At 40.1% G+C, this 26,350-nt stretch carries 25 protein-coding genes; 14 read left to right on the top strand and 11 right to left on the bottom strand.

What is annotated here, in order from left to right; translation table 11 throughout:
• Window positions 1–11: 11 nt before the first annotated feature.
• On the bottom strand, window positions 12–914 hold the full coding sequence (menA, locus tag DWA30_RS05500) for a 1,4-dihydroxy-2-naphthoate octaprenyltransferase (protein ID WP_114491535.1): 903 nt from the start codon (window positions 912–914) through the stop codon (window positions 12–14).
• A 160-nt stretch (window positions 915–1,074) separates the two neighbouring features.
• On the opposite strand from menA, the gene DWA30_RS05495 reads away from it, so the two are divergent.
• Window positions 1,075–1,446 (top strand): DoxX family protein, encoded by a 372-nt coding sequence (locus DWA30_RS05495; protein ID WP_114491534.1) that lies wholly within the window; start codon window positions 1,075–1,077, stop codon window positions 1,444–1,446.
• A 130-nt stretch (window positions 1,447–1,576) separates the two neighbouring features.
• On the top strand, window positions 1,577–2,203 hold the full coding sequence (locus DWA30_RS05490) for a DUF6090 family protein (RefSeq protein ID WP_114491533.1): 627 nt from the start codon (window positions 1,577–1,579) through the stop codon (window positions 2,201–2,203).
• On the opposite strand, the gene holA is transcribed toward DWA30_RS05490, so the two are convergent.
• Entirely contained in the window at window positions 2,200–3,204 is a 1,005-nt protein-coding gene (gene holA / locus DWA30_RS05485; RefSeq protein ID WP_114491532.1) for a DNA polymerase III subunit delta, read from the bottom strand. The two genes, DWA30_RS05490 and holA, sit on opposite strands and share 4 nt — an antisense overlap.
• 85 nt (window positions 3,205–3,289) lie before the next feature.
• On the opposite strand from holA, the gene DWA30_RS05480 reads away from it, so the two are divergent.
• On the top strand, window positions 3,290–3,730 hold the full coding sequence (locus DWA30_RS05480) for a type I restriction enzyme HsdR N-terminal domain-containing protein (RefSeq protein ID WP_114491531.1): 441 nt from the start codon (window positions 3,290–3,292) through the stop codon (window positions 3,728–3,730).
• A gap of 3 nt (window positions 3,731–3,733) precedes the next feature.
• On the opposite strand, the gene DWA30_RS05475 is transcribed toward DWA30_RS05480, so the two are convergent.
• Complete coding sequence (locus DWA30_RS05475; RefSeq protein WP_114491530.1) at window positions 3,734–4,471, bottom strand: DUF6503 family protein; 738 nt, start codon at window positions 4,469–4,471, stop codon at window positions 3,734–3,736.
• 71 nt (window positions 4,472–4,542) lie between these two features.
• Here DWA30_RS05475 and DWA30_RS05470 point away from each other — a divergent pair, with 71 nt between their 5' ends.
• From DWA30_RS05470 to DWA30_RS05455, 4 genes are all read left to right on the top strand, one after another.
• Complete coding sequence (locus DWA30_RS05470) at window positions 4,543–5,505, top strand: peptidoglycan DD-metalloendopeptidase family protein (RefSeq protein ID WP_114491529.1); 963 nt, start codon at window positions 4,543–4,545, stop codon at window positions 5,503–5,505.
• Between the two features lie 65 nt (window positions 5,506–5,570).
• On the top strand, window positions 5,571–6,038 hold the full coding sequence (smpB, locus tag DWA30_RS05465) for an SsrA-binding protein SmpB (protein ID WP_114491528.1): 468 nt from the start codon (window positions 5,571–5,573) through the stop codon (window positions 6,036–6,038).
• A gap of 117 nt (window positions 6,039–6,155) precedes the next feature.
• Window positions 6,156–8,633, top strand: a complete 2,478-nt coding sequence (locus tag DWA30_RS05460) for a DUF5686 and carboxypeptidase regulatory-like domain-containing protein (protein WP_114491527.1) — start codon at window positions 6,156–6,158, stop codon at window positions 8,631–8,633.
• Window positions 8,634–8,682: 49 nt separating this feature from the next.
• The gene (locus tag DWA30_RS05455) at window positions 8,683–9,060 is read left to right on the top strand and encodes a hypothetical protein (protein WP_114491526.1); all 378 of its coding nucleotides are present in this window, start codon (window positions 8,683–8,685) and stop codon (window positions 9,058–9,060) included.
• A gap of 23 nt (window positions 9,061–9,083) precedes the next feature.
• On the opposite strand, the gene DWA30_RS05450 is transcribed toward DWA30_RS05455, so the two are convergent.
• Complete coding sequence (locus DWA30_RS05450) at window positions 9,084–9,725, bottom strand: protein-L-isoaspartate(D-aspartate) O-methyltransferase (RefSeq protein ID WP_114491525.1); 642 nt, start codon at window positions 9,723–9,725, stop codon at window positions 9,084–9,086.
• Window positions 9,726–9,853: 128 nt separating this feature from the next.
• Between DWA30_RS05450 and DWA30_RS05445 the strand changes: the two genes are divergently transcribed.
• From DWA30_RS05445 to miaA, 7 genes are all read left to right on the top strand, one after another.
• Complete coding sequence (locus DWA30_RS05445) at window positions 9,854–10,822, top strand: Gfo/Idh/MocA family protein (protein ID WP_114491524.1); 969 nt, start codon at window positions 9,854–9,856, stop codon at window positions 10,820–10,822.
• Window positions 10,823–10,833: 11 nt separating this feature from the next.
• Window positions 10,834–11,721, top strand: a complete 888-nt coding sequence (locus DWA30_RS05440) for a 3-hydroxybutyryl-CoA dehydrogenase (protein ID WP_114491523.1) — start codon at window positions 10,834–10,836, stop codon at window positions 11,719–11,721.
• Between the two features lie 6 nt (window positions 11,722–11,727).
• A complete protein-coding gene (locus tag DWA30_RS05435) occupies window positions 11,728–12,966 on the top strand; it encodes a DUF1015 domain-containing protein (RefSeq protein ID WP_114491522.1) in 1,239 nt (412 codons plus the stop codon).
• 125 nt (window positions 12,967–13,091) lie between these two features.
• Entirely contained in the window at window positions 13,092–13,742 is a 651-nt protein-coding gene (locus tag DWA30_RS05430) for a YggS family pyridoxal phosphate-dependent enzyme (RefSeq protein ID WP_114491521.1), read from the top strand.
• A gap of 38 nt (window positions 13,743–13,780) precedes the next feature.
• The gene (locus tag DWA30_RS05425) at window positions 13,781–15,160 is read left to right on the top strand and encodes an exonuclease domain-containing protein (RefSeq protein WP_114491520.1); all 1,380 of its coding nucleotides are present in this window, start codon (window positions 13,781–13,783) and stop codon (window positions 15,158–15,160) included.
• 110 nt (window positions 15,161–15,270) lie between these two features.
• Complete coding sequence (locus DWA30_RS05420) at window positions 15,271–16,056, top strand: ion transporter (protein WP_114491562.1); 786 nt, start codon at window positions 15,271–15,273, stop codon at window positions 16,054–16,056.
• A gap of 14 nt (window positions 16,057–16,070) precedes the next feature.
• Window positions 16,071–16,979 carry a tRNA (adenosine(37)-N6)-dimethylallyltransferase MiaA gene (gene miaA / locus DWA30_RS05415; protein ID WP_114491519.1) on the top strand — a complete coding sequence of 303 codons (909 nt, stop codon included), beginning with the start codon at window positions 16,071–16,073 and terminating at the stop codon, window positions 16,977–16,979.
• A 36-nt stretch (window positions 16,980–17,015) separates the two neighbouring features.
• Here the strand turns inward: miaA and DWA30_RS05410 are convergent, their stop codons facing one another.
• The 7 genes from DWA30_RS05410 to DWA30_RS05380 all read right to left on the bottom strand — a co-directional run bounded on the left by DWA30_RS05410 (window position 17,016) and on the right by DWA30_RS05380 (window position 26,283).
• Entirely contained in the window at window positions 17,016–17,732 is a 717-nt protein-coding gene (locus DWA30_RS05410; RefSeq protein WP_114491518.1) for a response regulator transcription factor, read from the bottom strand.
• A gap of 4 nt (window positions 17,733–17,736) precedes the next feature.
• Window positions 17,737–19,302, bottom strand: coding sequence for a sensor histidine kinase (locus tag DWA30_RS05405; RefSeq protein ID WP_114491561.1), 1,566 nt, complete (start codon window positions 19,300–19,302; stop codon window positions 17,737–17,739).
• 74 nt (window positions 19,303–19,376) lie between these two features.
• Window positions 19,377–19,964, bottom strand: coding sequence for a dephospho-CoA kinase (gene coaE / locus DWA30_RS05400; RefSeq protein ID WP_114491517.1), 588 nt, complete (start codon window positions 19,962–19,964; stop codon window positions 19,377–19,379).
• Window positions 19,961–20,911 carry a CdaR family protein gene (locus DWA30_RS05395; RefSeq protein WP_114491516.1) on the bottom strand — a complete coding sequence of 317 codons (951 nt, stop codon included), beginning with the start codon at window positions 20,909–20,911 and terminating at the stop codon, window positions 19,961–19,963. The genes coaE and DWA30_RS05395 overlap by 4 nt, the downstream gene beginning before the upstream one ends.
• A gap of 23 nt (window positions 20,912–20,934) precedes the next feature.
• Window positions 20,935–21,936: a glycosyltransferase family 2 protein gene (locus DWA30_RS05390; protein WP_114491515.1), complete on the bottom strand. Its 1,002-nt coding sequence runs from the start codon at window positions 21,934–21,936 to the stop codon at window positions 20,935–20,937.
• A gap of 73 nt (window positions 21,937–22,009) precedes the next feature.
• Window positions 22,010–25,300, bottom strand: a complete 3,291-nt coding sequence (locus DWA30_RS13285) for a GEVED domain-containing protein (RefSeq protein WP_168421744.1) — start codon at window positions 25,298–25,300, stop codon at window positions 22,010–22,012.
• A gap of 167 nt (window positions 25,301–25,467) precedes the next feature.
• A complete protein-coding gene (locus DWA30_RS05380) occupies window positions 25,468–26,283 on the bottom strand; it encodes an enoyl-ACP reductase FabI (RefSeq protein WP_114491514.1) in 816 nt (271 codons plus the stop codon).
• Window positions 26,284–26,350 lie beyond the last annotated feature (67 nt).

The raw sequence follows: 26,350 nt of genomic DNA, 5'->3' as shown, positions 1-26,350 counted from the left end.
TAAAAATACGCTTAAATGAACTGAGTTGCAAACAGCAATACTGAAAACAGAAAAGTGCTTAGTGCCACTTTTTTTAATTCAGGGTCCAACAAGGCGAGAGATTGCGTTTTAAAGACCGTAATCACATTTAAAAACAACGGAATGAATGCTAGTAGTGGTAGAAGGTCCCAAAGCGCTTCGTAATGAATGCCTAAGTAGAGTACCGCACTTAAAAAAGCAACACCAATTAGTAGACTGTGATACAATTTTACTGTTTTTTCGCCTAGTACGACAGCCAAGGTATTTTTGTTCACTTTGGCATCTGCCAATCGATCCCGCATATTGTTTACATTGAGCACTGCCGCACTTAACAACCCTATAGTAACTGCAGGCAGGAAAATATACTCCAAGACACTTTGTGTATAGAGAAAGTAGCATCCCATTACGCCTACCATTCCGAAGAAAAGAAAAACGAACACATCGCCTAAGGCTCTATACCCATAAGCTCTTTTGCCAACCGTGTAAGTTACTGCAGCAATGATGGCTGCAATCCCGAGGTTGAAGAAGATAAGTGACAAGATAAATCTCTCTCTTCCGAAGGCTGCGAAAATGAGCATACTTGCTAACAACAAGGTGATAGCACCTGTAATGATCATACCTCGCTTTAACTCTTTTGCCGTTAATAAACCACTTTGTAGGGCTCTTGCCGGTCCTACTCTATCTTTATTATCGGTGCCTTTTACGCCGTCACCATAATCATTGGCAAAATTGGACAGTATTTGAAACCCTAAGGTAGTCGCGATAGCCAGCCCGAAAACCAGTCCGGAAAATGAGTTTACATGTAAGGCCGCAGCGCTAGCGGTCATTATCCCGGAAATAGACAAGGGTAAGGTTCGCAATCTTGCGGCAGAAATCCAGGCGCGTACTTTGGTCATGTTGTTACTTTATGCGACAAAAATACAGTTAAAAAACAAAACCGGCGCAACGAAATTGGAACTGCTTTAACCGTTTTCGCTATTGTATTTATTATTGGGGAGGGCAATTTCAATATTCAAATACTTTTTATACTTTAGCCTAAAACAAACCAAACTACTTATGAGATCTACTGTACATTTCGGACTATTAATTCTACGTGTTGGCGTTAGCATTTTAATGCTCTTTCACGGAATCCCCAAGCTATTAGAAGTTATACAAGGAAATTTCGAATTTGGTGATCCCATAGGCCTAGGCCCTGTAATTTCTAAGATAGGCGCAGTGATTGGTGAAGCGATCTGCCCAATTTTAATCATCATCGGGGTTAGAACAAGATTAGCAACAATTCCTACGATCATCACTATGGCTGTGGCAGCCTTTATCGTGCATGGAAGCGACCCGATTCAGCGTAAGGAATTAGCGTTATTGTATTTAGTTGCTTTTGTAGCGATAGCGCTTACGGGTGCCGGTAAATATTCTATCGATCGGAAATAGTTTCCGAAGAGAACATAAAAAAACCCTAATTGAATGGCAGGATTCTTTAAGCGATTTAAAATTAATGCCGTTACCGAAAAACGCCTTGGCAGCTATCTGCTTTACGCCATAGGGGAGATAATTTTTAGTCGTGGTTGGAATCCTAATTGCGTTACAAATCAATAACCATAACGAACGAAACAGACAAGAAGTACGCCTATACACTATTCTGAAAAATGTTTCCTACGATCTAGAAATGGATACACTTATGGTATCGCAAGCGATCGCCTATTATGAAGATAAGGAAGAAATTGCAGCCGAAATTTTAAAAGACACCTATACTGCCGACACCTACGAAACTTGTATTCCTTGCGGAAATATGCTAGGCACCTATTTTCCGCTTACGTTAAACGACAAGGGGTATACACAATTAAAAAGTTATAACGAGGCCTCTAAAGAAAAAGATAGCCTAGCCATTGAGATCGTGCAGTTTTACACCGCTTTTAATGCGCTAGTAGAAGAGTTTACTGCACAAGTAAAGGACAACACCTTCGACAATTTAAAACATTGGAGAGATACCCAACCCTGGTTCTACAAGGTCACTTCACAACAAAGAGATCCTAGGTTCTTTGAATATATGACCACTTTAGATTACAAGAATCGTGTTGCTTTTTACGATGCGATTGCTTGTAAAAATTTAAAAGGAGTGCTCAGCGGGTACAAGACCAATGCAAACGAAGTATTGCGAAGAATAGAATTGCGATTAGGTGAAGACTAATTAAAGATCGAAACTAACAACTCCTTTAATAGATCGCCTTGCGACATGTTTGCGGCACCTACACCCTTGCTTTTCATATCGGTCTCTCTAATTGCGGCAATGATAGCACTTACCTTTTTCATTGGATAATTACGGGCTGCTATTTTATAATCTTTCAGAAAATAAGGGCTTATACCTAATTCTTTGGCTGCGTTCGATTTATCTCGAAGGGCATGATACTTCATCACTTTAGAAAAAAAGCTGTATAACAAGGCTACGGTCATCACCAAGGGATGGTTCTTTGCATTTTGGCCAAAATACTGAACGATGGCATAGGCCTTTTTTATATCCCGCTCTCCAATTGCATTTTGCAGTTCGAAGTTATTGAAGTCCTTGCTAATACCAATGTTCTCTTCTATTAATTGGGGTGTTATCTGCTCTCCGGGCTTAATGATTAGCTGCAGTTTTTCTAGTTCATTGTTTACCTTTCCAAGATCGTTTCCAAGAAATTCTACGAGCATTTGAGAGGCTTTAGGTGTAATGGTATAGCCTTTACCGGCCAAGACCCTTCGTATCCAATCGGGTACCTGATTCTCATAGAGTTTTTTACTTTCAAAAATAACGCCTGTTTTTTTTATTGCTTTTGAAAGCGCCTTACGGGCATCCAATTTCTTATACTTATAGCATAAGACTAATACGGTTGTAGGTTGCGGATTGTTGGCGTAGGAAGCTAAATTTTCGATGGTTCGCGAAAGGTCTTGTGCCTCTTTAACAATGACAACCTGCTTTTCTGCCATCATTGGATATCGTTTCGCGTTGCTCACTATATCATCGATGCTTACATCCCTGCCGTAGAGTACCATTTGGTTAAAACCCCGTTCGGCTTCCGTCAATACATTGTTTTCAATAAAACTTGCAATTCCATCGATATAATACGGTTCTTCGCCCATTAGAAAATAAATAGGCTTAATAGCACCGTTCTTTATATCGTTAATAATGGTCTTGGCTTTTTCTAAAGGCATGCAGCGTGCTTCAATTAGCGGTTTAAGAGATTAGTTTATATCCTCACTGTTTCAATAAAACAAAGAGAAGTTGTTTCTTTGTGGGATGCAACCACTTCACTTCCCGGAGTATGATTTTCGTTTCAAAAGTAACGAAAACAAACCATTGATTTTTGATGAAATCCGAAAAAAATTTGTGGCATTGACACCCGAAGAATGGGTGCGTCAACATGTAGTTCGGTTTTTACGTACCGAACTAAACTACCCGGCTTCGCATATAAATGTTGAAAAGCAATTAAAGCTACACAACACCCTGAAGCGCTATGATGTGGTCGTATTTAATCGAGACGGCAGTATTCTACTCATTGTAGAGTGTAAAGCACCTACTATTCCTATTACTCAAAATACATTCGATCAAATTGCACGGTATAATTTGGTGCTGGACGCGACCTATTTAATGGTCACCAATGGACTGGAACATTATTATTGCCAAATGGATCGTGAACTAGAGCAGTACACCTTCCTTAAGTCGTTACCAAAAAAATAAGGACTAGTCCAATAATGTAACTTCAATATTTTCGGTTTCGATGGTAGACAATAATTTTAGCTGGTCTAATGCATACAAACTATCTAGTTCTGCTGTAGCAATTCCCTCCACTGTGGGTTTGAAATTCTTATAATCTACAAACCGTATGCCCTCAATAGTTCTCGGATTATAAGCCTCTCGAAATCGTTGTCCGCCGCCATCGGTAACATAATCATACGCCAAATAATCTACCGTAAAATTATTTTTGTGTATCCAGTACACATAGTGATCTTGATAGTCGGTTCCACCGCCCGCTTGCTTAAATTGAACTCCAATCTTATAGTAGGGAATTCCTGCTATCTCGGTCTCTTCTAACAACTCTTTAATAACCGCATCATCGTTTAAACCATAGGGCAATTGAACGAAATAATGTACCGAATTAACACTATTTGCATACTTTATTGCCGTTGTATCTGCTATTTTCTGAAGCGAATCATTTCTATAACGTGCAAAGCCATTATTAGTTAAAACATCGCGAACCCGACCAAGGGAATCTATTGTGATTCGTTCAAACTGAAAGGTTCCGTTATTTCGAACACTCTTATACGTTCTATCTCGAAAGGTAAACGAGACGGCTGCATTATCACAATTCCCGCTACAAGCGACTTCTAAAGCCCGATCTACAATTTCTTGTGCGGTGATCGATCTTTTTTCACAGGACCAACCTGCAATTAACAATAGAATAGCCAGTACATATCTCATTTGGTATATTTGTAACAAAAGTACGGGATTTACGTTATGATGTGATACCCTTTCAAAAATAAAACACTTAGATGCGCACACTATTTTTTAGTATACTCCTCTTCGCTACTAATCTCGTTTTAGGACAGTCTGAATCGTATGCAGAAGCTCTTGAGACCTTCCAAGCTAATTATAATGCTAAGAATCCTCAATTGATTTTCGAGCAATTTGACGAAGAAATGCAAAAAGCGGTCGATCTGGAGGCGGCGACCTTGCTTGTAACTCGCTTTCAGAAGCAATATGGCGATCTAAAAGCTATCGATTTTAAAGAGAATACCGGTACGCGGGAACAGTACATCGGGCATTTTGAACGAGGGAAGATCAATATCTTTATCTCCTTGAATGATTCCGAAGAAATTAACGGACTCTTATTCAAACCATTTGAAGATGATGGATCCCCTGGAAAGATAACACGTAACACAACAGCTTTTATACTGCCGTTTAAAGGAACCTGGTTTACAGTGTGGGGCGGTGACACCAAGCAACAAAATTACCATGTAATCGATAGGGCGCAACGCGCTGCCTTCGATTTTTTAATTATTGGCAAGAACGGCCGTTCGTACGAGAGAAGCGGCACTCGTAATGAGGATTATTATGCCTTCGGAAAGCCTTTATATGCTGTCTGTGACGCCACAGCAATAAATGTAATTACCGGTGTTGAGGATAATAAGCCCGGCAGTATGAATCCCGCGCAACTGTTAGGCAATAGTGTTACACTAAAAACGGATGCAGGCGAGTATATCGTGTATGCTCATTTTGAAAAAGGAACACTAAATGTAAAAGAAGGTGACCGTGTGAAACAAGGACAGTATTTAGGAAATTGCGGAAACTCTGGTAATTCGTCAGAACCACATTTACACTTGCATGTACAAGATGGTCCTGACATCTACACGGCCACCGGAGTGCGTTGCTATTTCGAAGCCATAATGGTAAACGACACCTTAAAAGAAGACTATTCACCCGTTCGATTGGATCGCATTTCCCGCCCTGAATGATTTAACGCCCTCTTAACGCAAAAGATACTTTAAAGACTGCATTATTAATAGTAATTTTGCAACCTATGGCGCTTCAGAAAAACGTAAAGATCAAAAATCGCAAAGCGAAGTTCGAGTACGAGATCCTAGATACGTATACCGCAGGTATCGTCTTGGCAGGAACCGAAATTAAAGCCATTCGAGAAGGAAAGGCATCTATCGCGGAGAGTTTTTGCGAGTTCAACGACAACGGCGAGCTGTTTGTGATCAATATGACGGTACAGGAATACTCGCACGCAAGCGCCTATAGCCATAATCCGAAGAGCGAACGCAAACTGCTTTTAAACAAGAACGAGTTAAAAAAGTTAGAAAAGGAAGTTCGAAATTCGGGACTTACTATCATTCCATTATTATTATTTACCAACGATCGCGGACTCGCGAAAATGAAGATCGCCTTATGTCGTGGTAAAAAACAATACGATAAACGCGAATCGATAAAGGAGCGCGACACCAAGCGAAACCTCAGCCGAATTAAAAAAGCGTTCAACAATTAGAAAAACAGCTGCTATATCTACTATTGGTACTTGACCAATTGGTTTTTATTCAAATAAAATTTAGGCTTCGCAACATTTGGGTTTGTATCTTCGTCTTTTGAAGTATACATTGCACCTATGAAAATACCGCTACTCTGCTTTTTTTTATTGTCATTTTCACTTTGTGAAGCGCAACTAATAGGAAAAGTAACCGACACCAAAGGTGAGCCTTTGCCTTATGTAAATATTTATTTGGAAGATTCGTATTCAGGAACTACTACAAACGATGATGGCAACTATTCGTTGTCTGTTGCAGAAAACACTTCGCAAACCGTTATTTTTCAATTTTTAGGATATAAAACACTTCGGAAAGAGATCACGCCCATTTCATCACCCTATATTCTCAATGTGGTCATGGAAGAAGAGACCGTTAGTTTAGATGCTGTGGTCATCTCAAACTCTGAAGACCCGGCGTATCGCATCATTCGAAACACCATCGCCAACCGACGCGAAAATTTAGATCGTATTTCAGAATTTACAGCCGATTTCTATTCTCGTGGTCTGTGGCGCGTAGAAGATATTCCGGAGAAGATCCTTGGGCAAGAAGTAGGTGATTTCGACGGTGCTTTGGATTCCACCCGAACCGGTATTATCTATCTTTCAGAAACCATTAGTGAGATCGCATATAAGAAACCAAACGACTTTAAAGAGAAGATCATCGCCAGTAAGGTAAGTGGCAATGACAACGGATTTAGTTTTAACAGTGCCCAAGAGGCCAATTTTTCTTTTTACGAGAACACCCTAGACCTAAATGCCGCGATCGTTTCCCCTATCGCCAATAACGCCTTAAGTTATTATCAATACAATCTAGATGGTGTTTTTTACGAAGAAGACAAGCTTATTAATAAGATCAAAGTGACGCCACGTCGACCCAAGGACCGAGTCTGGGAAGGCTATTTGTATATCGTAGAAGATGATTGGCAGTTGTACGGTGTGGAGTTAACTACTAACGGAGATGCAATTCAAGTTCCATTTATCAATACCTTGGTGTTTAAACAGAATTTTAAATACGACGAACAGACTAACTTTTGGATCAAGATCTCGCAAACGATCGATTTTAGTTTTGGATTTTTTGGTGTGGAAGGCGACGGCCGCTTTATAGCCGTATATAGCAACTACGATTTTACGCCCGAATTTAATAAAGGTTCCTTTACCAATGAAGTCCTATCCTTTGCCGAAGCCGCAAATAAAAAAGACAGCCTGTTTTGGAAAGGTACTCGTCCGGTTCCACTTACCGACGAAGAATTAAATGATTACATAAAAAAAGACAGCATCCAAACACTTCGAAAATCTAAGGTATATTTAGATTCTATCGATGCGAAACAAAACCGATTACAACTGCTCGACCCATTTACCGGTTACACCTATCAAAATAGTTACGACCAATGGCGTATTCGATACGAAGGTCCACTCCCCGGGATCCAGTTCAATACGGTGCAAGGGTGGAATGGTAGCGCCGGATTGTCGTATTTTAAATGGTACGATGAGAATCAGACAAAATGGTTACAGGTATATTCGAGAGCTACCTATGGTATCGCCGACGACCGACTGCGACTTACCGGGGGTATCGTTAAAAACTTTAATCGAACCAACCGTCTTCGCTTATCGTTGTACGGCGGAAGCACGGTACAACAATTTAATGCAGCAGCACCAATATCACCGTTGATCAATTCGATTGCCACACTGTTTTTTGAACGAAATTATATGAAGGTATATGAAATGAATTACGGCGGCTTCGGATATAGTCAAGAGGTATTTAATGGACTGCGACTGTTCACAAATTTTAGTTATGAAGAACGAAAGCCCCTTTTTAATAATACAGACTATGTGACCATTCCAAATGATGATGTATCCTTCACGTCTAACAATCCATTAAACCCTTCCGAAGAAAACAGCGCAGCTATACTAGAACATACTATTTTCAAATCCAATATCACAGCCAACATCACCTTCGATCAAAAATACATGACTTATCCTGACGGAAAGTACAATTTAGGTAGTGGCGATTATCCCGCGTTGCAGATCACATTTGAAAATGGGACAGCAGCTTCCGAAGACGGCTATAATTACAGCCAGTTACGAGCAAGTTTATACCAACGAATTACGCTTGGCAATAAAGGCGATTTTAGATACCGGCTAAAAGGCGGTACCTTTTTTAATGGGGATGCTATTTCGTTCGTGGACTATCAACATTTTAACGGCAACCAAACACGAGTTGGCACCACACCTAATTATACAAATTCTTTTAACTTGTTGCCATATTATGCACTAAGCACCAATAAAAGCTATTTTGAAGGTCATATAGAGCATGATTTTAAAGGGTTTTTCCTCGGAAAGATCCCGGGATTGAACCAACTTAATTTTAATCTCATTCTAGGCGCGCATGCCTTAAGCATTGCCGACAATAAGCCCTACACTGAAGTATCAATAGGAATAGACAATTTGGGTATTGGAAAATACCGACTGCTACGTTTAGATTACGTTCGTAATTTCTATCACGGTACAAGTGAAGGTGCATTCATATTTGGACTAAAGTTTTTGAATATTATTGAATAAGAAGCACGCAACCTTTTTAATTTCTCATGTCATAAGGAAAACAACTACCATGAAAACTGTATATACTTTACTTCTTTTTGTTCCCTTATTAATATCATGTACGAGCGATGATAGTCAAGGAGACACGACACTCGAATTAAATGGAACTTGGAATTTGATACATGTTACCTGCCTATGCGAACCCGGCAACTATGACGTTGGCGATCATGTTTGGACCTTTAAACTGGCCGAAAATGAACTGGAAGTGATCAACAATGTAGAAGACGACCTACAAATTTTAGCAACTGGCACCTACACGCTTGAACAAACAGAGACCACACTTAGTGTCGATGGAATGACCTTCGATTATTATTTTGAAAATGACACCTTGTATCTAGAGGACATGCCCGAATTGGATGGACCTCGACTAACGTTCGTGAGTGAATAACGATAGAAAACTACTGTGAGTTGTTAGTTCTTATCTTCTAACAACGGTACAAATCGGAATTCGCCAAATTCTTCTTTCTCAAACTCAGTTTCAGCGGTACGCGTAAATACTGTCATGATCTGTACATCTTCGCCTACGGGAATAACCAATTTCCCTCCTACTTGTAATTGCGCTAGTAATGGCTTAGGCACGTATGGCGCACCCGCTGTTACAATGATGCCGTCGAATGGTGCTTCTTCCTCTAATCCTTTATAACCATCGCCAAAAATTAATCGTTTTGGTCTATAGCCAAGCTTTGATAAGAATAGTTTTGTCTTTTTAAACAATTCGTTTTGTCTCTCAATCGTGTAGACTACGGCGCCCATTTCAAGTAGCACAGCAGTTTGGTAACCGCTCCCGGTACCTATTTCTAACACCTTATCGCCTTTTTCGATCTCCAATAACTCAGACTGTCGTGCGACGGTATAAGGCTGCGAAATGGTTTGATCGGCTGCGATAGGAAATGCCTTATCGACATAAGCATGATCTACAAAACCTGAGTCCATAAAAAAATGTCGTGGTATGGCATTGATCGCCGCCAGAACCGCTTTGTTGGTGATTCCTTTTTGCTGAAGCGTCGTTACCAGCCGCTTGCGCATTCCTTTATGGGTAAATGTATCTTTCATGGGTAACAAAGAACGGAAATGATGTTCCAAATTACAAACCTCAACTTTAAAAAACAGCAATTTCTAAATCGGTAGCCACGCTTCGATAATTCTAATGAAACACGTACCTTTGTGAAAAACAGATTTCAATGCTAAAAGCAGGCGTGCTGGGTGCTGGTCACCTCGGAAAAATTCACTTAAAATTATTGAACCAATCGAACCAATATGAACTGGTTGGATTTTACGATAGAGACAAAGAAGCTTCTGCAACGATTGAAGCAGAATTGGGTTACAAGAGCTTTCCGACGATGGAAGCATTGATCGAAGCCTGCGATATGATAGATGTGGTCACACCTACCATCTATCATTTTGAATGTGCAAAACAAGTAATTGCTGCCGGTAAACACCTCTTTATCGAAAAGCCGATTACCCATACCGTAGATGAGGCGAACGAACTACTGCGCTTAGCCAAAGAAAAAGGCATGATGGGACAAGTGGGACATGTCGAACGCTTTAACCCGGCCTTTATGGCGGTTCACGAAAAGATAGACAACCCAATGTTCATTGAGGCACATCGCCTCGCTGAATTCAATCCGCGCGGCACCGATGTTTCGGTAGTCCTCGATCTAATGATCCACGACATCGATGCTATCTTAAGTGTGGTCGATTCGAAAGTTAGTAAGATCAATGCGAGTGGGGTTTCAGTAATTAGTGAAACACCGGACATTGCTAACGCCCGTATCGAGTTCGAAAATGGATGTGTTGCCAACCTTACGGCAAGTCGAATTTCGATGAAAAAAATGCGTAAAGCACGATTTTTTCAAAGAGACGCCTATATTTCGGTAGATTTTCTCGAAAAGAAATGTGAAGTGGTAAAGATGAAGGATGCCCCGGAAAATCCCGATGACTTCGCCATGATACTTACCAACGCCGAAGGGATCAAGAAACAAATTTATTTCGATAACCCGGAGATAGATAACAACAACGCTATTTTGGATGAGTTAAACGCGTTTGCTGATGCCATCCACAACAGATCAACTCCTATTGTGACCCTAGAACAAGGAGCAGAAGCCTTGCGAGTTGCCATGCAGATCATAAAAAAATTTAAGCACTTATAATTCAACATACAATGAAAAACATAGCCGTAATTGGAGCCGGTACTATGGGAAACGGAATTGCCCACACCTTTGCTCAATATGATTATAAAGTTCAATTAATTGATATTTCACAAGCTTCCCTCGACAAAGGAATGGCTACCATAGCGAAGAATCTAGATCGCATGGTCGCTAAAGAAAAGATTAGTGAAGAAGATAAGCAGCGAACGCTCAGCAATATCACTACCTATACCAACCTAGAAGAGGGAGTAGAATATGCCGGACTAGTGGTTGAAGCGGCCACCGAGAATGTAGATCTAAAACTTAAGATTTTTAAAGATCTAGACGCTTTTTGTCCGGATGACACTATCTTGGCCAGCAATACGTCCTCTATTTCTATCACACAAATTGCGGCTCAAACATCACGTCCGGAAATGGTAATAGGCATGCATTTTATGAATCCGGTGCCGGTAATGAAGTTAGTAGAGATCATAAAAGGGTATAGCACAAGCGATGAAACCTACGCTACCGTTGCCGAGCTGTCTAAGAAATTAAATAAAGTCCCTGTTGAGGTAAATGATTATCCAGGATTTGTCGCCAATCGTATTTTAATGCCTATGATCAACGAAGCGATCGAGACCTTGTATAATGGCGTCGCCGGTGTTGAGGAGATCGATACTGTTATGAAACTCGGAATGGCTCACCCTATGGGGCCGCTACAACTTGCCGATTTTATTGGTCTAGATGTATGCTTATCTATTTTACATGTAATGTACGACGGATTTAAGAATCCGAAATACGCGCCGTGTCCTCTACTCGTAAATATGGTAATGGCCGGTAAAATGGGTGTTAAGAGCGGCGAAGGCTTTTACGACTACAGAGAAAGCCGTCGAGCAGAAAAGGTAGCAGCACAATTCTCATAATTAGGTATGGCAACGATTATTCCTTTTAAAGCCGTACGACCTACACGCGACAAGGTAAGTTTGATCGCGTCCCGTTCGTACGACAGCTACTCCACTGCTCAAGTAGAAGCTAGACTTAGGGATAATCCGTTTTCCTTTTTACATATTATAAATCCGGGATATAAATACGAAAAAGAAATTTCGGGTCGTGCTCGTTATACCTTGGTACGAAATCGCTATCAAGAATTTAAGGAGGATGGTATTTTTATGCAAGACGATACGCCTTCGTTCTATTTCTATAGAATTGTAAATCGTGACGGACTCGAATTTAACGGTGTAGTTGCAGCGGCAAGTGCTAGCGATTATGAAAAAGATGTGATCAAGAAACACGAAGAGACGTTAGAATTTAGAGAGATCATCTTTAAGGAATATTTAAAGACTGTTGGTTTTAACGCTGAACCGGTATTGTTAACCTATCCCGATCACGCGGAGCTCGAACAAATCATTGCGACGCAAATGGAGTCAAGGGCCGAATACGAATTTACCACCACCTATCGAGATACGCATTATTTGTGGAATGTTAGCGATGCCGAATTGGTCAAGAAGATCAAGAACATTTTTAAAGGCATGAATACCTTGTATATTGCCGATGGGCATCATAGGTCGGCATCCTCATATCTTTTGGCAAAAGATGAAGAACTAAACGCTACAAACTCAAACTCCAAAAACTCGTATCATTATTTTATGAGTTTTCTTATTCCGGAAAGTGACTTAAAGATCTATGAGTTCAACAGGTTGGTGAAAGATCTAAACGGGTTGAGCAAAGAAGAGTTCTTGATTCAGTTAGATGCAATGTTCCGCATCGAAAAACGGGGGCAAGAATATTACAAGCCTTCTAAAAAGCACCATTTTAGTATGTATCTCGACGGATCGTTCTATTCGTTATACCTTCGGAAACAGAGGTATCCTATAGAAAATGCGCTTGATGCCTTAGACCCTCAAATACTCTATAAGACCATCTTAAAACCAGTGTTAGGAATAGAAGATCTTCGGAATGACAAACGAATCGCCTACTCGCATGGTAAGAACGATTTGGCCTTTGTAAAAACAGCCGTCGATACCGGAGAATTTAAAGTTGGATTTGGTTTGCTGCCAATCACCACAGAAGAAATGAAACAGATCGCAGATGAAGGGTTGAAAATGCCTCCAAAAAGCACTTATATCGAACCAAAATTACGTAGTGGTGTTACGATCTATGAGTTCTAATAGTTTTCAAGACAAAACAACCTACTAATTTAAAGGCGATCAATTTTTTTAGAACAATTGGGCTTTGTAAGTTATAAGAGACACGGTTGCATAAATTGTGCAACATGGGTAAAAATTAAAACGCTATGATTTCAGAAAATATAAAAAAACTTCAAAATGAAATTCCTTCACATGTCGACTTGGTAGCGGTATCGAAAACCAAGCCGGTAGCCGATATTATGGAAGCGTATAAAGCCGGACATCGCATATTTGGAGAAAACAAGGTGAAAGAGATGGAGTCCAAATGGGAGGAGACTCCCGACGATATACAGTGGCATATGATCGGGCATGTACAGCGAAATAAAGTAAAATACATGGCGCCTTTTGTAAGTTTGATTCATGCAGTTGATAGTCCACGTCTGCTTAAAGAAATAAATAAACAAGCCAAGAAAAACGACCGAGTGATTTCATGTTTGCTTCAAATCAAGATCGCAGAAGAAGAAAGTAAATACGGCATGAGTGAAGCCGATGCCGAAACGCTCTTGGCTTCAGAAACCACAGCAAACTTTCAGCATATACGCATTCAAGGATTAATGGGTATGGCCACATTTACAGAAGATAGCAAGCAACTAACCGAAGAGTTTCAGAAACTAAAAAAATGCTATGACCGACTTAAAGAAACCTACGGTTTTACAACGCTTTCCATGGGGATGAGTGGTGATTATAAGATCGCCATAGACAATGGGAGTACCATGATTCGAGTGGGTAGTGCCATATTTGGTGAACGCAATTATTAATAAAACTTTTTATACCTTACAGGAATTAGAATAGATAGATGTACGCAATTTTAGATATAGAAACGACGGGAGGAAAATACAATGAAGAAGGCATTACTGAAATTGCAATTTACCGCTTCGACGGACAAAAAGTCGTCGATCAATTTGCAAGCCTCATCAATCCGGAACGTAAGATCCAACCCTTCGTTGTAAACCTCACCGGCATTAATAGCGAGATGCTACGAAATGCTCCAAAATTTTACGAGGTTGCTAAGCGAATCATCGAAATTACCGACGGTTGTATCATTGTGGCCCATAATGCTAAATTCGATAACCGAATCCTAACCACCGAATTCGACCGACTCGGATATCCGTTCGAAAAAGACACCCTCTGTACCGTAGAATTGGCTAAGAAGTTGATTCCCGATCTTCCCTCCTACAGTTTAGGGAAATTAGTACGCTCGTTAGGAATCCCACTAAGCGATCGCCACAGAGCACAAGGAGATGCCAAGGCAACGGTAGCGTTGTTCAAAATGTTACTGAACAAGGATAGTAAGAAAGAGATCATTACCAAGTCGATCAAAAAAGACCCAAAGCGACAACTAGAGCCAAAATTATTGGAGATCATTGATGCCGCTCCTACCGATACGGGTGTATATTATATGCACAACAAGGCCGGAGAGGTGATTTATATTGGTAAAAGTAAGAACATACAGAAACGACTTATTCAACATTTTACCAGTGATAACCGCAAGTCGAAAAAGATACAACTAGAGGTTACAGACGTAAGTTATGAGACTACAGGAAGTGAATTGATCGCACTGTTAAAGGAGAGTGCCGAAATAAAGAGTAACAATCCGGTGTATAACCGCGCATTGCGAAAAAAACTATATTCACATAAGTTGATTTCCTTTACTGATGATGAGGGTTATATTAATTTGAAAATTGTTAAAGCAACCGGCAAAACAGCTCCAATCACAACATTTACCAATCTCCAACAAGCAAAATCTACCTTGTTCGCTATCACCGAAAAATACAGCCTTTGTCAAAAACTGACCGGGCTGCATTCGGTAGACGGAAGTTGTTTTAGCTACAGCATAAAAGAGTGTCATGGCGCATGTATACTAAAAGAACCTTTTGATGCGTACAACGAACGTGTTCGTGACTTTTTAAACGATCACAGCTATGAAAACCAGCATATGCTACTTATCGACAAAGGAAGAGATGTAGACGAGCGCTCGGTCATACTTATTGAGAATGGCGAGTACAAAGGATTTGGATATTACAACCTAAACCACCAAATTAACAATCTTGAAATATTGAGATCGATCATTAATCCGATGCAGAACAATCGAGATGCACAACATATTATACAATCGTTTCTTCGGAAAGGCAAAGTGCTAAAGACTGTAAAGTTGGCGAAGGATACGGTAAATTAGTGAAACTTGCTTATTTTTATCAAACCATAAACAGTTATTAGTTGACCAAACCACATAATATCTATTGGCGCAGAAAACTGCACGAGATCATCTATGAAGCAGATACGCCCATGGGCAAGCTGTTCGACATTGTACTGCTGATCCTTATTTTACTGAGCGTATTATTTGTGATGGTAGAAAGTGTTCGAGGACTTTCCGAACAAGTGTACGATCTACTCTATTACGGCGAATGGGTCATTACCATATTCTTCACTTTTGAGTATATCGCACGAATCGTCACGGTCAAGAAACCCTCCAATTACATTTTTAGTTTTTACGGTATTATCGACCTGCTTTCAACCATTCCATTATACCTGTCGTTTATTCTCGTTGGAAGTAACTATCTGCTTACAGTTCGTGCCTTGCGTTTACTACGAGTTTTTAGAATTTTAAAGATCACTAGGTACATAGGCGAATCGAATAAATTAAAGAATGCGCTAAAAGACAGTAGACCAAAGATCTTGGTTTTTCTCTTCGCCGTATTGATTGTCTGTATCATCGCAGGAACACTAATGTACCTTATAGAAGGAGAAGAGAGTGGCTTCAAAAGCATTCCTGTAAGTGTTTACTGGTGTATCGTAACCTTGACAACGGTTGGCTTTGGTGATATCGCACCGGTAACACCCTTGGGGCAATTTTTGGCTGCTATAATAATGATCATGGGTTATGGTATCATAGCGGTACCTACGGGAATTGTAAGTGCCGAGTACACAAAGAAAACGGCAAAGCCCAGTGTAGAAGATGACAATTATGTACATGTAAATTCACAATCTTGTAGAAACTGTTCGGCATCACGCCATCGTGATGATGCAGAATTTTGTCATCGCTGCGGTTCTCCTTTACACCCATTAGGATAACTAAATTCTCTATTTTGAAACCACTGTTAATTTGTGTTGTAGGCCCTACGGCAATTGGAAAAACCAACTTGGCTATCGAATTAGCGAAGGCGTTTAATACTGAGATCATTTCGGCCGATTCGCGGCAATTCTATAAAGAAATGACTATTGGTACAGCGGTTCCTACTTCGGAAGAACTAGCTGCTGCACCTCATCATTTTATTCAAAATAAAAGCATCTTCGAATCGTTTACCGTAGGTGATTTTGAACGGGAAGCCCTACTGAAGCTGGACGAATTGTTTAAAAAACACCCAGTCGTTATATTAGTTGGTGGTTCCGGTTTGTATGTAGATGCTGTAACCAACGGATTGGACAATTTTCCGGAAGTGTCTTCATTAATACGTCAAGAACTACAAAATGTATTAACGAACCATGGTATTGAAGTGCTTCAAAACGAATTAAAGGCAGCAGACCCTGAATATTACAAAAAAGCTGACATTCAAAACCCACATCGAATAATACGCGCGCTTGAGATCATTAGAGGAACAGGAAGACCATTCTCTTCATTTTTGAAAAAGAAATCGGTAGCTCGAAAATTTCGAACTGAATACATAGGCATCAAAGCCGATCGCCCTATCGTCTACGAACGCATCAACAAGCGTGTCGACCTTATGATGCAGTCCGGTTTGCTTTCCGAAGCAAAAGAACTATACCCGCATCGCGAAGTGAATGCATTACAAACGGTTGGTTATAAAGAATTATTCGCCTATTTAGATGGTGAGTATCCTCTGGAAACTGCAGTTTCAGAAATAAAGAAGAATACCCGCCGCTTTGCCAAACGTCAAGGAACCTGGTTTCGCAAGAACGACGCCATAAGGTGGTTTGAGGCCCCGGTTGCAGTAAGCGATGTACTAGCTGTTCTAAAAAAGCAAAAAACGCCCTAAAAAAGGGCGCTTTCTACACTTTATGTATCCTAAAAATTAGTTGTCTACTTCGTCTTTAACGACCAATCGAAATCCTTCACCGTGAATGTTGATGATCTCAACACCGTCGTCCTTACTTAGGTATTTACGCAGTTTAGCGATATATACATCCATACTTCTTGAGGTGAAGTAGTTGTCATCGCGCCAGATCTTAGTAAGTGCCAATTCTCTAGGCATTAGATCGTTCTTATGTAAGGCCAACAAGCGAAGTAATTCATTCTCTTTTGGAGATAATTTTATCGGGTCCTCTTTTTTATAGGTCAAGAAACGAAGCTTCGAGTTTAAAAAGAAGTTTCCAATCTCAAATTCAAATTGTTTGCTATCTGCAATAGAGTCGGTGGCTTTGCGTTGAATGATCGCCTTGATCTTCATTAATAACACTTCGCTATCAAAAGGTTTGTTCAGGTAATCATCGGCGCCCACCTTGTAGCCTTTTAATACATCTTCTTTCATCGCTTTAGCGGTTAAGAAGATGATTGGCACATCTTCATTTTTTTCTCGTATCTCTTTGGCGAGGGTGAAACCATCTTTATACGGCATCATAACGTCTAGGATACAAAGATCGTAGTCGTCTTTTTTAAACTTTTCGAAGCCTTCCATACCGTTTTTTGCATGGGTTACATCGTAATCGTTCATTGCCAGATAGTCTTTTAAAACCGTCCCAAAGTTGGGATCGTCTTCTACTAAAAGGATTTTTTTGTTTTCAGTTTCCATAATTTTAAGATATTAAGTGTAGTTTTATAATAAAGGTGCTGCCTTTGTCTTTTTCGCTTTCCACGTATACTTGCGCATCGTGATCATCGAGAATACGTTTTACATAGGCTAGTCCAAGCCCATGTCCTTTCACATTGTGAATGTCTCCTGTATGTTCTCGATAAAATTTTTCAAATATTTTTTTCTGAACCGTTTTACTCATACCAATTCCTTGGTCACGGATCTTTAATATAATGCTATTCTTTACATTCTCTGTAAACACGTCTATCTTCGGTGGTCCTTCGGAATATTTGATCGCATTATCCAATAAATTCACTACTACATTGGTCAAGTGGGACTCATTCCCCAATACCGACGATTTCAAGGCACCGAAATGCGTCTTTACATACCCGCCACGATCTTCAACAATTAAACTAATGTGCGTGATCGCATCTTCTACTACCTCATGCAGTTTAATACGTTCCTTGGGCAGGTCCAACTCGTTCTTCTCTAATTTAGAGATTCGCAATACATTTTCCACTTGAGCGTGCATGCGTCTGTTCTCGTCTCGGATCATGCCTAAGTAGCGCGATAAAAACTCTTTATTGTCTTTTACCTTAGGATTCTTAAGCGCATCTAAAGCTAGGTTTATGGTCGCAATTGGTGTTTTAAACTCATGCGTCATATTGTTAATGAAATCACTTTTAATTTGTGATATCTGTCGTTGCTTAAATATTTGGGAGAGTGCATTGGCGTAGGCCAAGACGATCACTCCTGTAAATACCAGCGATAAAATAGCCATTCCGAGAATAGAATTCAATACTAATTTCTCCTTTTCGAAGAAATTCACATACAGCGTATAGCTGGTATCGGCTTCATCGTTCACAAAAAGGGGGACATCGTAGGTCGTGTCTGGATTCAAATTAAAATTCCTTGAACGCACTTTGGTCGCCAGTCCGTTGCTATACACCGCGAATTCGAACTTCGACTTCAATCCGTAATTCTCCAGTTCATTTTGTATGTTCGCTTCAATTTCTTCGGCTTCTACTCTTTTATGTAACGGTTGTTTGGCCGAGATATTCTTAAAGAAGTGTTCGAAATGACTCCGCTCGTAGTCGGTTAATCGGCTAAACGACTCATTATAACTTTTTGTTATGCCACCGCCGTCGACGCCTTCTTTGAAGGTGGTCGTACTTTTTCGATTCGTTAACTTTTTAAACTGTATACTATCGGTTTCTTCAAGGTCTAAAAAGCTAGAAGAAAGTTTGTAATCTTCGGCGAGAATCCCATCCGAAAATATGACGGTTTCTTTGGTGCGATCGTTCTGTGTTTTATAGATCAATTCGCTCATAGTGACATTGTCTGGAATGTTCGCGCTATCGATCAAACCACTATAAAGATTATAGTAATCTTCCGCCTCCCTTACTTGTATTTTCTTTGCTACCGAACTAAGAATTTGACGTACATTAATTTTAAACTGATCATCCTTTGTTTGATACGAATTTGCGATCCAATACCCTTGAACAAAAATAATTCCCAATAACGAGAGGGACATTAGGGCGATTAGTAAAGCAAAAAGCTTTTTATTCATGACCCAAAAGTAAGATTTTAACATTTAGGGTTCTATGTGTTTAACCAAATGTTAACAAAATGACGTAATGGGTATTATGCGTATAAATTTAACAGGTAATTATGGGTGGATCTCACTTCTTTTGCAGTCTGTTCTAGCGAGATATTTTCGATGATCAGATCGGATAAGGCGCTCTTTTCTTTGTCACTCCATTGGTGTTGCATTCTGCTTTCTACCGACTCTCGACTTACGGCATCTCGTTCCATAACCCGTCGAATTCGTTCTTGTTTAGGAGCCGTTACCAAAATAGTCTTATCACATTTCTTGTAACCTCCGTTTTCAAATAATATCGCAGCTTCTTTAATGCAATAGAGACCTTCTTGCTTTTTAATCCATCGCGCAAAATGAGCCGCGACCTTTGGGTGGATAATTTCATTTAGTTGCGCTAATTTGTCTGCATCTTTAAAAACAATGCTTGCAATGAATTCACGATCAAGTTTATCATCAACATACGCTTGTGCTCCAAATAACTTTTCTACTTTCTTTCGAATGATTTTCGAGGTATTTGTAAGACGTCGTGCTTCTTTGTCGGCAATATAAACCGGCACCCCAAGTTCGGCGAACATATTGGCCACAGTACTTTTACCGCTTCCTATTCCTCCTGTTAGTCCGACAATTTTCATTTAAATATTAGATAATTAATTTTTTTTGTACCTAGTTCAACGTCTAGGATGTCGTTTGGTTTTTCTGAAAGTTTCGCAACCATAAAATTGTCACCTTCATTACGTTCTGTATAATCACAAATAAGTTTAAAGTTCTTTGCAGTGATCGCATTAAAATCTGTTATCGAAACATTAAATGTAACTGTTACCGTATTGGGTATTAACTGCAACTCGATCGATTCGGGAAGATTGATAACTTCAACAGGTAATTGTAACTGTTTTTCGGCAAATTCTTCAACATGTATCGCAATCGTTACTTCCGAAGGCATAATAGAAAGCTCTTCGCTCTTAATGGGTGCTATAGCTACTTTTTGTTCAATATCGTTTTCAATTTCCGAACCGCTTATCAATTCAGTCTCTACCGCTTGAATCGAATCCAGCAAAGGCGTAGGACCGGAAATTTGAACCGAATCGGGGGTAATTCTAATACTATCCACGCTCATAAATCCTTTTTTGAAAGTGAGGTCACTATTTACGAGCACTGGAACTTTTTTTACCACGATCACATTTAGTTGAATGGTGAGTTCATTAATTGAAATATTCTTGACCGAAACACTTTTATCCAACTGATTGGTAATAAGGCGTCCCAATTCTTCTTTCGGGACCGTTGCAACAGATGCTCCTTCTGTATAATATTCGGCTACTTCTATTTGTATAATAGGTTCGTTGAGCTTGTGAAACAGAAATTCGAAGCCGTTTGCAGTAAGATCAAAAGAAATGGTTTTCCGGTTGTCTTCGGCTAAAAGTGTGGTGTTGGGAAGAGATACGTACTGTAGGGTAGCACTTACCGTGGCAGTATATTCTTTAGAAAACTTAGTAAGCACCCAAAACAATACTGCTATCAAAATGAAGAACAAGAAAGACCTCAGTTTGGTAGTTTTATAGTTTCTTTTTTTAGGTGTTGCCATGAAATGTCCAATATAAAGGGAAGTTAGTCAAAAAACAACTTCGGATACTGTTGTTGCGGATTCTTTTTAAGGAGCCGTATAAAAAATGTAGCTTGTAGAAAAGCGAGTCCGTAGCCAAAAAACTGTACAAACACAGCGAACATAGATAAAAGGCCAATATAGGCACTTTTATTTTTGAAGGTTGAATCGATGCCTATAGCACCTACGTACAACAGTAAAGGCAGGATAAACATCCAATGCACTGCAATAGCGAACACTACTGAAGCCATAGAGAACAACACAAATACACTTGGAAACCAAAATGTGATTTTTGCAGAATTTGGATGCCAAGTAGTTAGTATGGGTCGAACCAATCCAAATTTTTTCACTTGCGTATAGAATTTTTTCCAAGAGATTCTGCGTTTGTGATATACAAAGGCATTAGGGATAAAGGTCGTTTTAAAACCGTTCTTTTCGATACGTTGCGATAGATCAGGGTCCTCCCCAGGATGAATTTTTCCGAAGCCAGCCGTTTTCTCAAAAGCTATTTTCGAAATACCCATATTAAAACTACGTGGCTCAAAATGGTGAACTTGCTTGCTTTTGCCACGTATGCCCCCTGTAGTAAGAAATGAGGTCATTACATAGTTTATGGCTTTCTGTAATGCTGTAAAGCTGCTGTGGGCAGCATCGGCTCCGCCGTAACAATCGTAATAGTCGTTTTCCAAGTATTTAGCTACTGTCGATAAATAATGAGGGGGCAGCAAACAGTCACTGTCTAAAATAATAAAGTAGTTCCCTTTTGCCCGTTGCATTCCATAATTTCTTGACGGACCGGGACCTGAATTCGGTTTAAAATAGTACGAAATGGGTAGTTTATCTTTATACTTTTTCACTATTTCTTCGGAAGTTTCCGAAGAGCCATCCTCAACAATTACGATCTCATACGGTTTTGTATAGGTAAGGGCCAAAAAACTTTCTAACAGTTCTTGGATCTCCTCGGGGCGATTGTAGACGGGTATTACAAAAGAGTACATAAGCGACATTACGCAAAGGTACTAAAAAGAAAAAGCCACCTGCGAAACGCAGATGGCTTTTACACAATTTACTATGAAAAAATTACTTCTTAAGAACCTTGTAAGTTCCTGTCTCTCCATTTACAGTAACCTTCATTACGTAGGTTCCTGCTGCGAGAGAAGCAATATTGATCTCTGAGCTTGTTGCACCTATCGTTTGGTCAATTACTTTTTGACCTAAGATATTGTACAATGCTACCGTTTCAATATTATCTACTGCGCGTAAATTAAGCGTAGTATCGGCAGGGTTTGGATAGAATGAGAATCCTTCTATAGTGTTCTCATCGGTTCCAAGGTTTACTCCGTCGATAGTAATATCCGTTCTTCCGCCTTGGTTCACAACGTACACATAATACGCTTGACCAGGATCGGTGGTGATCATTGCTGATGTACCGGACACACACTGGTTAGAGTTTTGCAACACTAATTCTAGATCAGATTCAGTTGCATTCTCATCTGGTGCGTAGTAGAACGTTACAGAGCTTGGTCCTGCTGGAGTAACAATTGAAGCAGTTACCTCACCGTCACCTTCAGAAACAAAGTTATACCATACTCCTAATGCACCGTCGATGTTACATCCTGTTGGGTTTCCAGCTTCCACTGTTGCCGCAGGCATTGCTACATCTGGATCGGTATAAGGGAATCCAATTTCATCCACATCGATAGAGTTTGCGATCATATCGTTTGGTGGAGGAACCGGAATACAGTTCATACTCAACTCGAAGTTACCGGTAGCCCCTCCAAATCCTTGTACTAAGATATAGTAGGTAGAGTTTCCATCACTTTGGAAATCAACTTCCGACTGGAAATTTGTACAGTTAGGAGAATCATCATTACCAGCTACACAAATCAAGTTACCACAGTCATCTCCTGTATACACATTGATCTTAGTGTCGTAATCGGTATTTGCACTACAAGTAGAAACATTAATATCTGTTACTAGGTTTGTAGTATCTTCATATACGTACCAAACTCCTGGAGCAGAAATTGTTGTTCCACATTCTGATGCATTATCATCGTCTGTTGCCATGATCGTAGTTCCCATTACGGTATCACCACAAGAAATAGCTTCGGCCGTATCACAAACATCGTTTGGTAACGGATCAACACAAGTAACCGCTAGATCGAAAGCACCACTTGCACCTCCAAAACCATCAACAGCTATATAGTAAGTAGATGTTCCATCTGCGTAGAAAGAAACTTCAGACTGCAATCCACAAGAATCGTCGTTAGAAACAATTTCATTTGCTAATGTACAGTCTTCATAAACTGTAAGGATTGTATCGAAAGACGAGCCACAAAGTGAAACGGTTACAATTTGAGGATCACCTGTTCCTGTGTACGAATACCACTCATCTGGAGAACCGTCTCCGTTAGAATCGGTATTTCCGTCTGAAGTATCATCAGAAACAACATCACCACAAGCTACTGCCATGGCGTCATCACAAAGATCGTTATCTCTTACTTCAGGAATACCTACCCAAGCGTATTGTGTAAGGGCTGCAGGCTCCATTTGATCTACGAGCGTTGTTGCACCCGTAGTTGTATTTACAGAACGGAATTCTGAATCGAATACGGTTGCATTGAATGCTGTCATAAATACAGTATCAGAATTGATATCGTACCCCATTCCTTGACCAAAGTTACCATTAAATCCGGCAGGTCCTAATGCGGTAGCTGCACCGGTAGTAAGATCGATAGAATATATCTGATCATCTACAATATCGAATGCATATCCAACACTAGCACCATCAATGGCGAAAGCAACAGCACCTAACATTCCTGTGGCACCCACAGGTGTTGCAGTAAGTGCTCCAATATCGATCGTACTTAATGTAGATCCAGAATTGATAACTCCAGACACACCATAAAGTGTTCCTGTGGAAGAATCAAATTCTAATCCAACCCAAGTCTCACCAGCTGGTGGAGCTAAGGTTCCTAATAATGTATATACACCAGTATCGATATCTACACTGTAGAAATCACCTGTATTCACTAAAGCATATGCATTTCCATCGATATCAACAGCTCCTGCTCCTTCGAAATCCGGTGCTGGGTCCGGTGATGGACCAATTGCATTAAATACAGCTGGCATGGTAGTATCAAAACTTCCAAATAACACTTGTGAATTATCAACTGCATAGGCAGTTGCAGGGCCTAAACCTCCGCCACCTCCGGCAGTTACGTTAATAGAATAGTCTTCGGCTTGTCCAAAACTTGCGCCTGAACATGGGTCTAAATAATTGGAAGTACCAAAAATTTTCTTAACACGCATACGTGTGGTTCCTTCAAGAGCACCCATTGGTACATCGATGGTCCCAATAGCTTGTTGACCATCAGTTCCATTTGAGTTAACAATTGTTTGGGTAATTTCATAAACTTCGCCTGCATCATCTAGGATATCATTTTGATCCCAGTCGATAAATACAGCAAAGCGATTGGTAAAATTACCTGCCGTGTTACCTTCTAAGGCGATTGTATAACTCATACCTTGTTCAACATCTCCAGAAATCGCTGTAAAATCTTCGTGAGCCGGAGTACCGTTCACGACTGGATCTGTTACATTACTGATACCTGCAACGTCTACTAAAGTGATAGGCTCTACATCAACTGGAAAGTCAAGTGGCCCGCAATACGGTGCCGGGAATGCCGGTGGTGGTCCTGCTGCAAGAATTTCAACTTCCCATCCGCCGTAATCTACTACTCCAGAAGCAAAAAATTCAAAAGTAATATTTCCTGAAGTACCTGTAAATACAGAAGAGCCTCCGTTTGCAGCCATCAATTCTGCTAGATCATCAATATCGCCTGGTACACTATCAAAAATTAACGGAGCAGTATTATCTACCCCATCGTAAATCATTAGAAAATCAAATGTATTATTGATACTATAATACAAAAAGTCAATTTCAGTTACTCCTGCAAGAGTTGTAGTTGTAGTACAATTACAGTTCGGGTAATTTCCGGGTGATCCTCCCGTTGTACTTCCTCCTGGTCCTCCTGGATCAAAAAAGAAGTCACCTACTGTAGGAGTAAACGTTTCTGTCGCCCCTGCGGTAGGAATAAAGTCTGCCATTGCAGAAGACCGGTTTTGTTGCTTGAAATAACTTCTAAGAATTTCTGCTTCTGCAGCTGTGAAGTGATCAAGAAAGTTTCCGTTGTGGTCCTCTAATGCTGCTAATTTATTCAGTAACACATCAATAGAGGATGTCGTGGTGGATTGTTTGGAAGCATTGTATGCTGCCAACTCTGCCTCATCATTATTCTGAGGTGTTTGCGCATACGTGAGTCCAATACAGCACATCACGAAGCACCACATAATCGTAGTTTTTTTCATAATAATTTTAAAGATTAGTTAATATTCCCTTAAAAGTATCAAAAAAGAATCGTAGCGCCAAAAATATTTCGATGAGTTGCGGCTTTTAAGAGATTAAAGTCCAAAAAGAAAGCCTCTCTTCAAACTATATTGAAAAGAGGCTCAAAATTACTTTAAAAAATTTGCACTTATTCTTTCATAAAAGCTTCCATTACTTCGTTGCTTACACCAACGTTAGAAAAGCCACCATCATTGTAAAGATTCTGTAAGGTTACACGTTTGGTGAGATCACTAAAAAGAGTAACCGTATAATTGGCACAATCCATCGCAGACGCATTCCCTAATGGCGACATCTTTTCGGCATAGGCAATAAAGCCATCAAAACCTTTTACGCCTTGCCCTGCTGTAGTAGGTGTAGGTGATTGAGAGATCGTATTTACACGCACTTTTTTATCTTTTCCGAAGAAATAACCAAAACTACGCGCGATCGATTCCAAATAAGCTTTGTTATCGGCCATGTCGTTGTAGTCTGGAAATACGCGTTGCGCCGCCATATACGTAAGGGCAACGATACTTCCCCATTCGTTCATGGCGTCTTTTTTATACAAGGTCTGCATCGTCTTGTGAAATGATACTGCCGACACATCCCATCCTTTGTGGGTCCAATCGTAATTCTGATCGGTATATTTTTTTCCTTTTCGCACGTTCACCGACATCCCAATAGAATGAAGTACAAAATCTAATTTTCCACCTAAGATCTCGGTTGCTTTATCAACTAAATTTTCTAGGTCTTCCAGATTTGTTGCGTCTGCCGGTATGATCTCAGAACCCGTTTTTTCGGCCAACTCATTAATTTGCCCCATTCGCATTGCGATGGGTGCGTTAGTTAGCACAAAGCGACCTCCTTCTTCATGTACGCGTTCGGCTGTTTTCCAGGCAATCGAATTTTCATCTAAGGCCCCAAAAATAATTCCTCGTTTTCCCTTTAATAAATTGTATGACATTCGTTCTATTTTTATAGTTGGTTGTGTAATTATTCTTAAGTCTTAGTTGTCGCCAGCATGGTTATGG

The sequence above is a fragment of the Candidatus Ulvibacter alkanivorans genome, assembly GCF_003333325.1.
In the GTDB taxonomy this organism is placed as follows: Bacteria; Bacteroidota; Bacteroidia; order Flavobacteriales; family Flavobacteriaceae; genus Ulvibacter_A; species Ulvibacter_A alkanivorans.
The sequence above is the reverse complement of the archived record's forward strand: the minus strand, read 5'-3'. Positions and strand labels throughout refer to the sequence as shown.